General features: G+C 54.1%; 10 protein-coding genes. All 10 read right to left on the bottom strand.

Going from position 1 to position 14727, the window contains the following annotated elements; translation table 11 throughout:
* Positions 1-4: 4 nt before the first annotated feature.
* Entirely contained in the window at positions 5-1207 is a 1203-nt protein-coding gene (locus VRZ32_RS06610; protein ID WP_414524880.1) for an acetate/propionate family kinase, read from the bottom strand.
* A gap of 69 nt (positions 1208-1276) precedes the next feature.
* On the bottom strand, positions 1277-2695 hold the full coding sequence (locus VRZ32_RS06605; RefSeq protein WP_414524879.1) for a bifunctional enoyl-CoA hydratase/phosphate acetyltransferase: 1419 nt from the start codon (positions 2693-2695) through the stop codon (positions 1277-1279).
* Positions 2696-2722: 27 nt separating this feature from the next.
* The gene (locus VRZ32_RS06600; RefSeq protein ID WP_414524878.1) at positions 2723-5035 is read right to left on the bottom strand and encodes a DUF3141 domain-containing protein; all 2313 of its coding nucleotides are present in this window, start codon (positions 5033-5035) and stop codon (positions 2723-2725) included.
* 231 nt (positions 5036-5266) lie between these two features.
* Positions 5267-6076 (bottom strand): outer membrane protein, encoded by an 810-nt coding sequence (locus tag VRZ32_RS06595; RefSeq protein WP_414524877.1) that lies wholly within the window; start codon positions 6074-6076, stop codon positions 5267-5269.
* A 150-nt stretch (positions 6077-6226) separates the two neighbouring features.
* Positions 6227-7600 (bottom strand): phosphoglucosamine mutase, encoded by a 1374-nt coding sequence (gene glmM / locus VRZ32_RS06590; RefSeq protein ID WP_414524876.1) that lies wholly within the window; start codon positions 7598-7600, stop codon positions 6227-6229.
* A gap of 277 nt (positions 7601-7877) precedes the next feature.
* Positions 7878-9797, bottom strand: a complete 1920-nt coding sequence (gene ftsH, locus VRZ32_RS06585) for an ATP-dependent zinc metalloprotease FtsH (protein ID WP_414524875.1) — start codon at positions 9795-9797, stop codon at positions 7878-7880.
* A gap of 206 nt (positions 9798-10003) precedes the next feature.
* Positions 10004-11116, bottom strand: a complete 1113-nt coding sequence (gene tilS / locus VRZ32_RS06580) for a tRNA lysidine(34) synthetase TilS (protein WP_414524874.1) — start codon at positions 11114-11116, stop codon at positions 10004-10006.
* Between the two features lie 74 nt (positions 11117-11190).
* Positions 11191-12273 (bottom strand): tol-pal system protein YbgF, encoded by a 1083-nt coding sequence (gene ybgF / locus VRZ32_RS06575; RefSeq protein WP_414524873.1) that lies wholly within the window; start codon positions 12271-12273, stop codon positions 11191-11193.
* A 272-nt stretch (positions 12274-12545) separates the two neighbouring features.
* Positions 12546-13061, bottom strand: coding sequence for a peptidoglycan-associated lipoprotein Pal (gene pal, locus VRZ32_RS06570; protein WP_414524872.1), 516 nt, complete (start codon positions 13059-13061; stop codon positions 12546-12548).
* Positions 13062-13195: 134 nt separating this feature from the next.
* Positions 13196-14485, bottom strand: coding sequence for a Tol-Pal system beta propeller repeat protein TolB (gene tolB / locus VRZ32_RS06565; protein ID WP_414525064.1), 1290 nt, complete (start codon positions 14483-14485; stop codon positions 13196-13198).
* Positions 14486-14727: the final 242 nt, after the last annotated feature.

Genomic DNA, 14727 nt, shown 5'->3' with positions numbered 1-14727 from the left:
GCAATTATGCCGCCTGCCCCAGCCCAAGCAGATCCAGCGTATGCTCCGCAATCATCAGCCCTTCGTTGGTGCGTATCACATACACCCGCACACGTGATAATGGTGAGGATATGAGCCTTGCATTGCGATGATTGGCTTCTTCATCCAGATCAATGCCAATCCACTGCATGGATTGCAGCACACGTTCGCGCACCCGCCAGGAGTTCTCACCAATCCCGCCGGTGAAAACAACCGCATCCAGCCCATCAAGGGTTGCTGCAAGCGCTCCAACTTCACGTCTTACGCGGAACACGAAATAATCGATTGCCTCACGCGCTTCCCGGGTGTCCGATGCCTCCAGCTCGCGCATATCCTGCGAAATGCCTGAAAGCCCAAGCAAGCCTGATTTCGTATAGAGCAATTGCCGGATTTCAGATGACGTCATCCCCTTCTGATCGAGCAAATACAACAGCACGCCTGCATCAAGATTACCGCAGCGCGTACCCATGGGTAGCCCATCGAGCGCTGAAAAACCCATGGTGGAAGCGATGGAATGGCCATAACGGACAGCACACATCGACGCACCATTGCCAAGATGGGCAATAATAACCCGCCCTTCCGCATCAAGCGGCGCAATCTGCTTCATCCGGCGGGTGACATACTCATACGACACACCATGGAACCCATAGCGGCGCACGCCTTCATTATAATATTCACGCGGAATGGCGAAGGTATCGTTCACAAACGGATGATTGCGGTGGAACGAGGTATCAAACACCGCGACCATCGGCACCCCCGGAAAAGCCGCATGCGCTGCCCGAATGCCCGCGATATTATGCGGCTGATGTAACGGCGCCAATGGTATCAGCGTCTCAAGCTCTGCGATGATTTCTTCGGTGATTAGCACAGGCGTGGTGATGCGCACACCGCCATGCACCACCCTATGGCCAACGGCCACGACAGTTGTGCCCGGCAAGGTCTCTTCGATCCAGTTGAGGATCAGATCAACCGCATTCTCATGCGTCGCGATCGCACCTGATACCTTATCGAATTCGCGTTCGCCAAGTGATTGCCCTTCGCCATCCTTCGCGTTGAAACGTGTTACAGAGGCGCCAAGCCCTTCAATCTGCCCGGTCGCCAGCGCTGTGGGCTTGCCATCTGTCACGTCGAATACAACGAACTTGATAGAGGACGATCCGGCGTTCAGCACGATCAGGGTTTTGGACATCGAGACCATCCTTCAACAAGGCAATATAGAGGCGCGACAAGGCAGAGCCGCTTGAGAAAGCGCATGGTTTTACTTTGCAGCACTCGTGAGTGAGGTCGCAGGCATGTATGCCGACCCTGTCCGCTGCCAATAATCATAAAGCTGAGCCAGCGCGGCAGATGCCAGACGTGCACGATCGTTATCCGCACGGCTTGTGAGCATCACCGGAACTTTGGCGCCAAGCACAAGACCGGCCGCTTCCGCGCGGGCGACAAAGGTAAGCTCCTTCGCCAGCATATTCCCCGCTTCAAGATTAGGCACCACAAGAATTTCAGCCTTCCCCGCCACCAGCGACGTGATGCCCTTGGTGCGTGCTGCTTCCATATCAATGGCATTATCCATAGCGAGCGGCCCATCGACGATGCCGCCGATGATCTGGCCACGCTCAGCCATCTTGGACAAGATAGCCGCATCCAGCGTGGAAGGAATATTGACGTTCACCGTCTCAACAGCCGACAACACGCCAACGCGCGGCTGCGTGATGCCGCAGGCGATTGCAAGATCAATAGCGTTCTGAACGATATCGACCTTGGTCATAAGATCTGGCGCGATATTGATTGCAGCATCCGAAATGAACAGCAGGTGATCAAGCGTTGGCACGTCCATCACAAAGGTGTGGCTGATACGACGCGCCCCGCGCAGGCCGCCATCCTTTTTCACAATCTGGCCGAGCAATTCATCTGAATGGATGTTGCCCTTCATAATCGCGCGCGCTTCGCCAGCATTGACGAGCGCAACCGCCGTGGCAGCCGCAGCATGGTGCCCCTCGACCTCAACCAACCGGTAACCGCTGATATCGACGCCAAGCTCCACGGCTGCATTTTCAATTGCAGCCCGCTCGCCTACGAGAATGGGCACAATCAGCCCCTTCATCGCCGACAGAACTGCTCCGCCGAGTGAATTCCGATCATCTGGGGATACGACAACCGTTGGCATCGGCGGCAAGTGCGCGGCGCAAGTCACGAGTTGCCCGAAATGATCATGCTCGTCGAGAATAAGTTCCGGCAATTGACGCGTATCCGCTTCAATCACTTTAAGCGGCACCTCAACTTCAGCGATGCCTGAAGCAACCAGCACCCCATCACCTTTCGTCACCCGCGTTTCAAACACCGCACGTGGCTTTTCGCGCTTCTCCGTGCAACGCACGAACGCCGTCAGCGTATCGCCCAAATGCACACGCTCATGAAAGGTCAAGTTCTGCACCCGATATAACGTGCCCGGTCCCGGCAAGCGATTGCCGAGCACGGCTGAAATCAGCGAGCCAATCCACATGGAAGGCGCCAATGGCGGCGCCTCCTCATTGCCTGGTAAATTCGCCGGATTGATGTTGCCCGTGACATGCGCAAACAGAAAAAAATCCTGCGCAGTCGCTGTGCGCTGCACCGAAGCTTCATCTCCGACTTTCAGCTCATCCCAGATCGTATTGCGAACGGTGAAGTGTTCCGTCATCAGATGCCCTCCTCAGATAACAGCCCCTTATTCCGCCGCAACCACAGCTACAGGCTTCTTGCGTGATGCTGCCGCCAGAGTTGCTTCAATTTCCTGCAGCTTAAGAAGAGCGTTGGGGTCGATCTCCTCACGCGTCGGGCCTGCGATCTGCACGGCAAGATCGATAGCGCGCTTGCGATCAGCCGGATTTTTCAGCAGATCAGGCAAGGTTGCGAGTGCTTGCTTGGGCTCAAGCTCAACGATAACGCTCTGCTCATGGATGAGGCGAGCACGAGCCTGCTCGCTGTATGTATCGAACGGCTGCGTCTGCGTCAGCACTTGCGCCGAACGGGCAAGACGCGTACGCCGCACGTTACCGCGCGCCTGCGCCAGGATGATCAGAATGCGCACAACGCCTTCCGCAAACCCACCCTCATCAACGCGCTCAAGGATCGCCTGCACTTCTTCACGCGTGCGCAGATCATCCCTTTCATAATCGCTGGAAGCAACGCGCTTTTTCAGCGCCTCCTGTCCAATATATTGCATCCATGGCGTATTGTAGATCGACATGAACGCCATCTCGCGCCACGCATCACGCACATCGCGGAAGAGATCGAGAGAATTCTCGACCGCATCCGCCCAAACGTTCTGCAAGGCAAAGAAGGGATTTTCCGGCCCCACCGGATGGCGGTTTTCTCGCACCTGTTCTGCAACGCCTGCAATCGGAGCAATCAATGGGTTTTGATCGGAGAAAGCAACGCGTTGAACCCGTGGTGATGCTGATTTGAAATACATGTCAGCACTGCGCGGGGTTACCATAGAGCGGATGATTGGGCGCAGCGTCAGCTCATACAGCTCTTCACCCAACTCAGAATACGCCGCGACTGCTGCAAAAGCGGCATCATCTTCATGCCCATCATCCATAGCCTTGATGTCGTCAATGGTCCGCGGCTGCAAACTGACCTGCAATTGGTCAGACTCATCCTCAAGCACAAGCTCATAAAGCCCCGGTGCCAGCGCCTCGATTGCCTCGATCAGGCCAGTAATTGCCCCATGCTCGCGCCCTGCGACTTTAGCGGAGACGAAAATACCCAGATGCCCAATAGACTTATGCACGATGTAAATAATGCGCTGGCCACGCGCCCGGATATTTTCGGTTGAACCATACAGATCAACAATCCAGTTCAGCGCCTGCTGCGGCGGCGTGATGTTATCGCCCATCGATGCAAATACGATCACTGGGCAGGTAATATCGCGTAAATCAACGCTGCGATGGCCCAGTTTGGATGTACCCGTACCAAGCTTGTTACCGATGAACAGCTCCTCCACAATCCAGCGGATTTCGGCCTCGTTCATGAAGAAAAAGCCAGACCACCAACGCTCAAACTCAAGGAAACGCGGACCTTCGGTATCTACCTTGGAATAGACGTTATAATACTTTTTCCACCAGGTATTACCGGGGCTGAGGCTCTCAAAATTGGTAACAAGGCTGGAGCCATCAAAAACGCCATTCCCAAGATCTGACGAAAAAAGCGCAGGCGTCGCGCCGCCAAAGAGGCCCGCAGAATAACGCATAGGGCTCTTGCCCTCAGTGCCCGACCAGTATGACAGCGGCGCACCACTGATAGCAACCGCTCCGGTTTTATCCGGGTTTGACGATGCAAGCAGCATGCTGGCCCAACCACCCTGACAATTGCCCAATACAACAGGACGCGGCGCTTTTGGGTGACGCTCGGTAATCTCTTGCAGAAACAGCCCTTCCGCATCGCACACGTCAGCAATTGTCTGGCTGGGTTCGGGCTTGGGGCGGAACACCACGAAGTAGCACGGGTGGCCCGCATTCAGCGCAACACCAACCTGGCTAACGGGTTTCATGCCGCCAATGCCAGCGCCATGGCCGGCACGTGGATCGATCACCACAAAAGGCCGCTTCGTATTATCTACCGTCACCCCCGCAGGCGGCAGAATGCGCAGCAACGAATAATTCACGGGACGCGCCAATGTGCGACCATCAACAATGGTCTCATACTCAAAATCCAGCACAGGCGGCATACCAGCAGCTTCATGCGCAACATAATTGTTGCCACGCTCACGCAGGATATCGAGATAAAGTATCGCGCGCTCAGCTGCATCCATGAGATAGTTGCCCCAATCGCTTGCAACTGTAAGCGGATTGATGGCTTCTAAAGCTTTCTGACGGCGCGCAAGACGGTCGATCGCCTCATCAGTTTGAGTGGTGGCAATGGTCTGATTGATCTCGGCCCAACTTTTGCTCAGGCGTTGCGCCATAGCGAGCTGCGATTCAGCAATCTGGGTAACATTCGCCATCTTCTCGATCAGCGTATTGTTTGCTTGCGACATATCCCGATCTCCATCTATCAAAGCGATCTTCTCAAGGCGGAATCACAATGCCTGGAACTGGCCAGATACATTTCAATCTCACACAAAGAGAGCAGCTCACCTCACTCAAGAGGCGCACACTATCACTTTAATACGACATGTATAATACTAGAAATTCTTGCCGCTGAGCTCATTCGATGAAAACTACTAATATCGTGAATATATCAAATGCATTCCACTCATGTCTCAGAGTCAGGGTAGATTGACGCTCTCTGTTGCATCACCAAAACGCCAACGCAATCCAATGCGCACATCATGCGCGCCACTCTCGCGCACAGTAAGAACAGGCGAATGTTGCGTGCCTGTATCGAGATAGCGATAGCCGATGTCGAATGTCACCTGCGGCGTCAGTTCCACCCCAAAGCCGCCCATCACTCCCCATACGAAGTCTATGCGCTCCTGATCCCTGAACCCACCAGCAATCGACAATGCGCTCCAACCGACACCCGCGCCCACACCGATATAGGGCGTAACACCATACCAGGTGCCAATATCAGCATAAATGTTCGCAAGTACATTGGCAGCAGAGGTATGCGCGCGAATACCATCTGCGGTTTGCACAGCCAAGCGTGAACGATACTCGGCCGTCACCTCACTACGCAGCATGAGGCCTAGTTTGTAGCCTAAGCCTACTCCGTAAAGCGCGGGCCCCGATAATGTCGGATTGAAACGTCCATTAGCCGTCAGCGCCTCATGCGCAAAAGGCACGCCAAAGCCCACGTCCACGCGTCCATATATGGCGCTGTCACGGGCAGCTAGAAAAGGGATCGCATCAAGATCGGGCGCGTCCGGCAGCTCTTCATCAGCCAAGGATGACATTCTGATAGCGCTATGATGCGCAATCTCCTGCTCCATGTGTATTGGCGTGGTTAGCGCTTTTGATGATGAAGCGGCTTCATCAAATTCGGGCTGGAGCTGATAGTCGCCTGCATGAGCCTGGATATTCATGGAAAGCATTGCGATCAATCCTACCGCAGCAATGCTTGTTCCCCAAAATGTCATCTGCCCAATGCCTCCATCTCCCCGCCGCGCCAAAGCAACGGGTATGGAGGCACTTTCACCCAATAGGGTAAACAAGAAATTAACCCTGTCTGTTAATGATGAGGTTCAAGCACACTCTTTATTCATCAACAAGCAGGTTCTTGCATTCTGTTATGCAACCGCCTTGCTGAGTGCTGCAACGATATCGTCCACAACCTCATGCACCAGCGCCCGATCGTCGCCTTCGCCCATAACGCGGATCACGGGTTCTGTGCCAGATGGGCGCACTAACAGACGCCCGCTTTTGCCCAAACGCTCGCGCGCACGCTCAACCACAGGCGAAACAATGTCTGCAGAAGGTGCGCTCTTGGCAAAGCGCACGTTCTTGAGCACTTGCGGCAGAGGCTCAAACAGGTGACACACTTCACTGACTGGCTTGTTACGACGGCGCACAACAGCAAGCAGCTGCAATGCCGCGATCAATCCATCACCAGTGGTGCCATGGTCTGACATAATGACATGGCCTGATTGCTCACCGCCAAGGTTATAGCCATCAGCACGCATGCGCTCCAGCACATAGCGATCTCCAACTGAAGTGCGTGCAAGTTCCAGACCAATACCGCCCAGATAGCGCTCAAAACCAAGATTGGACATCACAGTCGCCACAACACCTGGCCGTGACAGCTGCCCATCTTCCTTCCATTGTGTGGCGATCGCCGCCATGAGCTGATCGCCATCAACGACCTGCCCCTTTTCATCAACGATAATGACTCGATCTGCATCGCCATCAAGCGCAATGCCAATATCAGCACGGGTTTCATGTACTTTAGCAATGAGAGCTGCAGGTGCAGTTGAGCCTACATCACGGTTGATGTTGAAACCATCCGGATCAACACCAATTGTGATCACCTCAGCGCCAAGTTCCCAAAGGGCTTCAGGCGCCACGCGATAGCCCGCACCATTGGCGCAATCAACGACAATGCGCATGCCATCAAGACCGAGCCCGGTACCATTTCCCGCACCTTTTGCTGCGAAATTCTGCGGCAGCGTGCGCTTGGCAAATTCGATATAACGCGCATGCACACCTTCAATGCGCTTGGCACGGCCCATGCGCTCCGGCGGCACAAGCCGCAAACCAAGATCCGCACCCAGCAGCGCCTCAATCTCACGCTCCACATCGTCCGATAGCTTATAAGCATTCGGTCCAAACAGCTTAATGCCGTTGTCTTCATAGAGATTATGAGATGCCGAAATCATCACCCCAAGATCGCAGCGCATTGAACGCGTGAGCATCGCGACAGCAGGCGTGGGCATTGGGCCCAACAGAAGCACATCCATACCAACTGAGGTAAAACCGGCGACAAGGGCGGTCTCAATCATATAGCCGGATAAACGCGTGTCTTTGCCGATCACCACACGGTTGCGATAATCGCCTCGGCGGAAAACGAGGCCAGCCGCTTGCCCCACTTTCAACGCCAGATCAGGTGTAATCACCGTATTGGCGCGACCCCGAATACCATCTGTTCCAAAGAAACTACGCGTCATTTATTATTCACCTGACTTATGCTCGCCCAGCTAGCTGTACCGTTCATCTGATTGTCTCTATATCAGACTTATTGACAATTCTTGGGTGTATTATTTCGCAATCAGTTCAAAAATTGTAAGCAATCATATCCAGCAGAATAACGTAAGCTTAGAACTTTCATCGGGCTGAAGCCCCAACGCAAAAACGGCCGGAGCTCACCGGCCGTTTTCTTCGTTCTAAGACAGCCGCCCTCCTGTCCCCATTTTATAATCCGGGAACAAGAAAAACAGCGCGCGTTTAGGATTGAGGTTGGGGATTCAATCCCTGACCAGGTTCATCCTTAGGTTTATTGCGCCCTGCCGATGGAACAAGAGACCCGCGCGATGGGACAGGATCTCCAGAATCGCGCACAGGCGGTTTACCATCGAGCAGATTGACAATCTCGTCGCCCGATAGGGTTTCATATTCAAGCAACCCTTCTGCCAGCACTTCGAGGTCAGCGCTTTTCTCGCTGAGAATACGCCGTGCTTCGACAAGTCCTGCATCGACAAACCGACGAACTTCAGCATCAATCGTCTGCGCAGTGGCTTCTGATATGTTTTGCTGCCGCCCAACGGACATGCCAAGGAACACTTCATCCTGGTTCTCACCATACATCACTGTACCGAGTTCCTTGGAGAAGCCCCATTGGGTCACCATTGCCCGTGCAAGTCGTGTTGCTTGCTGGATGTCGGAAGCCGCACCCGAAGTCACCTTATCATGGCCGAAGATAAGTTCTTCCGCTATACGACCGCCCATCATGATGGCCAGACGTGACGTCATTTGCTCATAGCTCATCGAGAGCTTATCGCGTTCAGGCAATTGCATCACCATGCCGAGCGCACGTCCACGCGGGATGATGGTCGCTTTATGCACCGGATCGGTAGCTGGCACGTTGAGCGCCACGATCGCATGGCCTGCTTCATGATAAGCGGTAAGGCGCTTTTCCTCTTCGCTCATCACCAGAGTACGGCGCTCCGCACCCATCATCACCTTGTCCTTGGCATCCTCGAACTCAGCCATGGTGACGATACGCTTGCCGCGGCGCGCCGCAAGCAGCGCAGCTTCATTGACAAGATTCATCAAATCAGCGCCAGAGAAGCCCGGCGTACCACGCGCAATTGTCTTGAGATCCACATCGGGAGCCAATGGCACCTTACGCACATGCACCCGCAGAATGCGTTCACGGCCAACCACATCAGGATTTGGCACCACGATCTGACGATCAAAACGACCTGGACGCAGCAAAGCTGGATCAAGCACATCAGGGCGGTTGGTCGCAGCGATGATGATGACGCCTTCATTGGCCTCGAAGCCATCCATCTCGACAAGGAGCTGGTTCAGCGTTTGCTCGCGTTCATCGTTACCACCGCCCAGTCCGGCACCACGATGGCGGCCGACTGCGTCGATTTCGTCGATAAAGATAATGCAAGGCGCATTTTTCTTGGCCTGTTCGAACATGTCGCGCACACGCGAGGCGCCAACACCCACGAACATTTCAACAAAATCCGAACCGGAGATCGTGAAGAATGGCACATTGGCTTCGCCAGCAACCGCGCGTGCGATCAGGGTTTTACCTGTACCGGGAGGACCAACGAGCAGAACACCGCGCGGAATACGTCCACCAAGGCGCTGAAATTTCTGTGGATCGCGCAGAAACTCGACGATCTCCTGCAGATCTTCCTTGGCTTCCTCCACACCAGCGACGTCCTCAAACGTCACCCGACCGTGCGCTTCATTAAGAAGCTTGGCCTTGGACTTGCCAAAGCCCATCGCACGCCCGGCACCATTCTGCATCTGGCGAGAGAGAAATATCCACGCGGCGATAAACACAATCAGCGGCAACCAGTTTACCAGCAGCGCAATGAACCAGGGCGTCGAATCATTAGGCGGGCGCGCTGTAATCTGCACGCCCTTATCTGCAAGCTTGGTCACGAGGTTGGGGTCATACGGCGCGTAGGTGCGGAAGTTACCGCCCGCTTTATACGTACCGGAGATTTCCTGCCCTGATATCGTGACAGTAGAAACGCCGCCGTTATCGGCATCGTTCAATAGCTGTGAATAAGGGATCTCATTACTGCTGCTGCGCTGTCCTGGATTCTGGAATAAGCTCACCAACGCCAGCACCAGCAGGAATATGATGACCCACAGGGCGAAGTTCCGGAAATTGGGGTTCATCGTCTGTCTATTATCCTGCAAGGTTGAGGGGCCAGAGGGCCCTATACCGATGGCGACCTTTTGCTCGTAGCATACACGAAGCTAATAAGACACCTCGGCTAATCTAGGAGCCACATGCGCGCTTGCCAAGATCTGCAACTGCTAATGCGTGCAAGATTTATGCGAAATCTGCTTCAGACCCCTCTGAGAGCCAGGTTTTTCACAGCTTATGCCACTATTTTTCTACCGCGACGGCGTTCTGGTTCGCGAGAAACGGTAACACCCCCTGCAGCATCCAAGCGCACGATCATGCCGTGCAGGGTGCGATGCAAGGCTTGTCCCTCAAGCCGAGAGGTCTGAAAAGCTTCGATCAAACGCTCAAGCCGTTCCAAAGAGAGCTGAGTATCACCGGCCCTCCCGCAACATTCAGAAAGTCGTGTTACGGCAAGCGCTATGCAGCGCAGGATAATTTCTTCAGTTTCAAACCACAGCGCAGGCTTAAGACGTAGTGCTGTGGGTCCAGGCTCAGACAACTCGCTAAATCTTTGCTGGGCAACGGCAGACAGGGCGCTATCAGCGCGAGCGCAGCGCGCAGCCAATGTGGCCAAGCGATCTGCACTCAAGCCCAGAGCGTTACGTTCTGCTTCAAGTCCGCGCAACCGGGCGCGGGCAAAGCGCGGATTACGATTTGCCGGATCATCAACAGCCTCAAATCCAGCTTCAAGTATAACGGTCTCCAGCTGTGCCTTTGTCATGCCAAGGAGTGGGCGCGCTAGCGCAATAGGAGCACGCCCATCCATGGCAGATAGTCCCAGTGCAACAAAAGGACGCATCGCAGCCAAACCACCGACACCACTCCCGCTTGCAAGGCGCATGAGCACAGTCTCCGCCTGATCATTGCGATGATGGGCGGTCACAATGTGGCTTGCACCCCATTCCTGCGCAGCCTCACAGAGCAAGCTATAGCGCGCAGTTCGAGCCATTTCCTGGATCGATCCAGCAGGCTTTTCTCCCTGCCAGACCAGCACACGCACCGGAAACCCCAAACCGCTAGCCAGCACCTTAACGGCATTTGCCTCAACAGCAGCATTGGCACGCAACGCATGATCGACACTGGCAACGTAAATAGGCGGAAGTGTACTGAGGCTATTCAAGTTGCGCCACCGCGCCATAAGCGCCAACAAGGCTAATGAATCAGGACCGCCAGAGACAGCAAGTACAATTCCCGTCGCATTCCGTAACGGCTTAAAAAGCTTTTCTATTTCAGCATCATGGATCGTCGCGAAGGGAGCTTGGCCGACATCAACGTGGCGATGGAGCATTAAACCAGATTGTGTCATCTTCATTGCGCAGAATAGCGCGCTCCTTGCATGCCTGCACTTACGGACCTTGTCATTTTATAACGCAACATCCTTTACGTGCAATTGGCACGGCTGCGGGCGCGGGCGAGACCTTGCTTGAGTTCTGGGCCAGCATCAGGAAACTTGCGTGCTGTTTCGGAAAAGGTTGCACAAGCTTGATCCCTTGCACCCAATGCTTCAAGCGACATGCCAAGTTTCAGCATGCCGACAGGCACAAGATCACTCTTGGCATAAGCTGTGGTAAGCTTAAGATATTGCTCAGCCGCTTCGCGATAACGCCCACGAAAGAAATAACTTTCACCAAGATTAAAGGTGGCATCAGGTGCCAGCTTGTCACGCGGATGGCTTTGCAAAAATTGGCGGAAACCCATTTCTGCCTGCTCATACTGCTGCCTGCGAAATAATCCTTCTGCCTCGCGATAACCCTCTTGCGGATCTCCAGGCGACGTGGCAGCAACAGATGGAATGTCGGTAATGGCCCCGGCTGCGTTTTCCTCGATCATGCCAGGCACAGCCTGAGGATCTGGCACCAACTGGGTCTGTGTTGCTTGCGGAATAATGCGGGTTGTGCCAGCAACGGCACCTAAATCAAGCGGGCGGCCCTGTTCGGCCTCAGCGGTGGCAGGCGCTTCAATGGCGCCGAATCCGCCAGAATGGGGTGCTGGTAAAGCAGATGGTACGGGTACGGGCTCAACAGCAGTAGAGCGTGTATTCTCGCCACTCGGCTGGAGCATCTCGCCTTCGATTACCGTAGTTTGGGAAGGTAGAGACGAAGCCGGCGTTGCCGGCGTCGTTGTTTGTTGAGGAGATGCCGGTTGCGCCGGCATCAGATCAGATCGCTTTTGCCTGGGCGGAGCACTTGGCGCGCCTGAGCCTTGAGATCCTGAGGATTCCTGAAAACGAAACTCGACATCTTCCTGAAAGCGCTTGAGCTGCTCTTGCAGACGGCGATTATCGAATTCAAGCTTTTCAACAGTTCCTGCAAGATCGCGCACCTGATTTTCCAATCGGTTCAGGCGCAGGAAGAATTCGGAACTATCTTGAGCCGCAGCAGGAAGAGCTGCAGCGAGAAACATTAGAACCGGCAACACAAGAGCAAGTGCTGCACGGGAAAAAAACGAACGACGTACGGTCATCAGCAAAAACCTCGTTTTTACAACGAACCATAGACCTGTACTCTAAACCGCTTCAAATCACCATGTCCGGAGCATGACATCTCCAGAAAATGATCTGCTCCATCATCAAACATGCATGACTTAAAAAGCCCAGCTCACCAGCACATCCTCAAAAAGGGCCGGAATGAAATTAGTATGATGGCGCACTCTGATAGTCATATAGCGGGGGCTTTCGAGAACCGAAGCGCAGAAAGCCCCGATAGACGACCACCAGAGAGCCCCAACGAACTAATTTAAGAACCAGCAGGGCGATCCAGGACAGTCACTGAACGACGGTTTTGAGACCAGCAAGAGATGTCATTGCAAACGGCAATTGGACGTTCCTTACCGTAAGAAACGACACGCATGCGGTTTGCGGGAACGCCACGTGAGGTCAAATAGTCATAAACCGTCTGTGCACGGCGTGCACCCAGTGCGTAGTTGTACTCGCGCGTGCCACGCTCGTCCGCATGACCTTCGATCAGGAAGGTGTATTGCGGATAACGCTGAAGCCAGACAGCCTGACCATCAAGCGTTGCAACAGCCGTCGACGTCAGGCTGGTGCTATCCGTCTCGAAGAACACGCGGTCGCCAACGTTAACAACAAAGTCCTGAGCAGAACCTGGCGTGGAAGCACCTGCGCCATAAAGACCACCCATACCACCAGCACCCGCCTGATCGGTCTTGTTGGAGGCGCAAGCGCCAAGCGCCAACGTCACCGAAAGGATGGCAGCTGCCTTCAGAGCGGCAGAAACCTTGAAACCAAACATTGTAAAGTCTCCTGAAATAACGATTCTTAACCAGATAGCATTATAGCCAAATAGCACTAAAGCATTGTCAACGCGAAGCCATTAAACGCAGCGTCCCAATAATGCCAGAATGCAGCCTTGAAAGGACAAGAGGCTCAACGCAAATCACTCAACAACGGCGACCAGGCAGGATCAGACGCAAACGACGGCGTCGGAATCTGCGCTCTGACCCGGCCAGTGATATCGACCATGTAAAGTCGACCACCGCCCTCTCCGCCTGGATCACTGTAGAACATGATGAATTGGCCATTCGGTGCCCATGTCGGGCTTTCATTATGATAGCCCTCGGTGAGAATCCGCTCACCGGAACCATCAGGCTTCATAATACCGATAGCGAATTGCCCAGCCCGTGAGCGCGTAAAGGCAATATAATCACCGCGCGGAGACCACACAGGCTGACTATAGCGCCCTTCACCAAACGATATACGCTGCTGATCGGATCCATCCGCATTCATCACATAAAGTTGCGTACCACCGCCACGATCGGACTCAAACACCACCCGGCTGCCATCAGGCGAGACAGAGGGGGAGGTATCGATTGCATTAGTGGCGGTTACACGTGTGGTTGCACGCGAACGCAGATTGATTGCATAAATGTTTGCATTACCGCCTTGCTGCAGACTGAGCATAACCTGCTGGCCATCCGGCGTGAATTGCGGACTGGATGTCATATCGGGAAAGCTGCCAACAACCTCACGCTGTCCCGTTTCGATATTCAGCAGCTGCACGCGCGTACTTTCATTCTGGCGCTGCGACATAAAAGCAATTTCTTGCGAAATTGGCGAGAAACGTGGCGAAACAACAAGCTCTTCACCGCGCGTCAAATAACGCAGACTCGCGCCATCCTGATCCATAACCGCTAAACGCTTACGACGGTTTTCCTTCGTGCCCGTCTCATCAACGAACACAATTTTTGTATCAAACATGCCTTTAAGGCCCGTCACCCGCGTAAGCACGGCATCAGAAATGATGTGGCCTATCCGACGCCAGTTCACCGGATCAGTATAGAACTGCTGACCTGCCAGTTGCTGACCGGATGTAACATCCCAAAGTCGGAATTCCACCCGGATACGCCCGCCGGCCTCACGCACTGCACGTCCGGTCACAAGCCCTTGTGCGTTGATGCTCTGCCATGAAGCAAAATCGGGCACAGCATCAAAATTTGTTGATTTCTCGACAAATGTCGCAGGATCCAATGGTGCGAAATATCCAATGCGCTGCAGGTTATTGGTAATGACCTCGGTAATGCCGGCAGCAACCTCAGGATCACCAGAAAACTCGGCGATCGCAATCGGCAGCGGCGCAAATGTCGCACTATTAAGTGTGATCGAGATTTCGGCATGAGCAACTGGCGCATGCAGCGATACGGGCACGAGCGCCAGCATGGCAGCAGCTAAACGGGGCAATAGGCGGGTTATCGTCATTGTCGTCGCAAATCTCTTGATCGTTACAAACCATGCGGCTGTCAGAAAGACCTGCAACTGTGTCGCAGCATTCCTTGTACTAATGGATAACACTTCAGGTGAAGAAATTACGTCCAAGGAGCGGCAACAAACCTCTTTCCGGATTTTTTCACGTGGAAAGTAGTTCGCAGAGCATTGTGCAAGCCACTGAAGTGCCAAAAAGC

The organism is Pseudochelatococcus sp. G4_1912 (genome assembly GCF_047501465.1).
GTDB lineage: Bacteria > Pseudomonadota > Alphaproteobacteria > Rhizobiales > Beijerinckiaceae > Pseudochelatococcus.
This window is presented reverse-complemented; position numbering and strand designations above follow the sequence as displayed.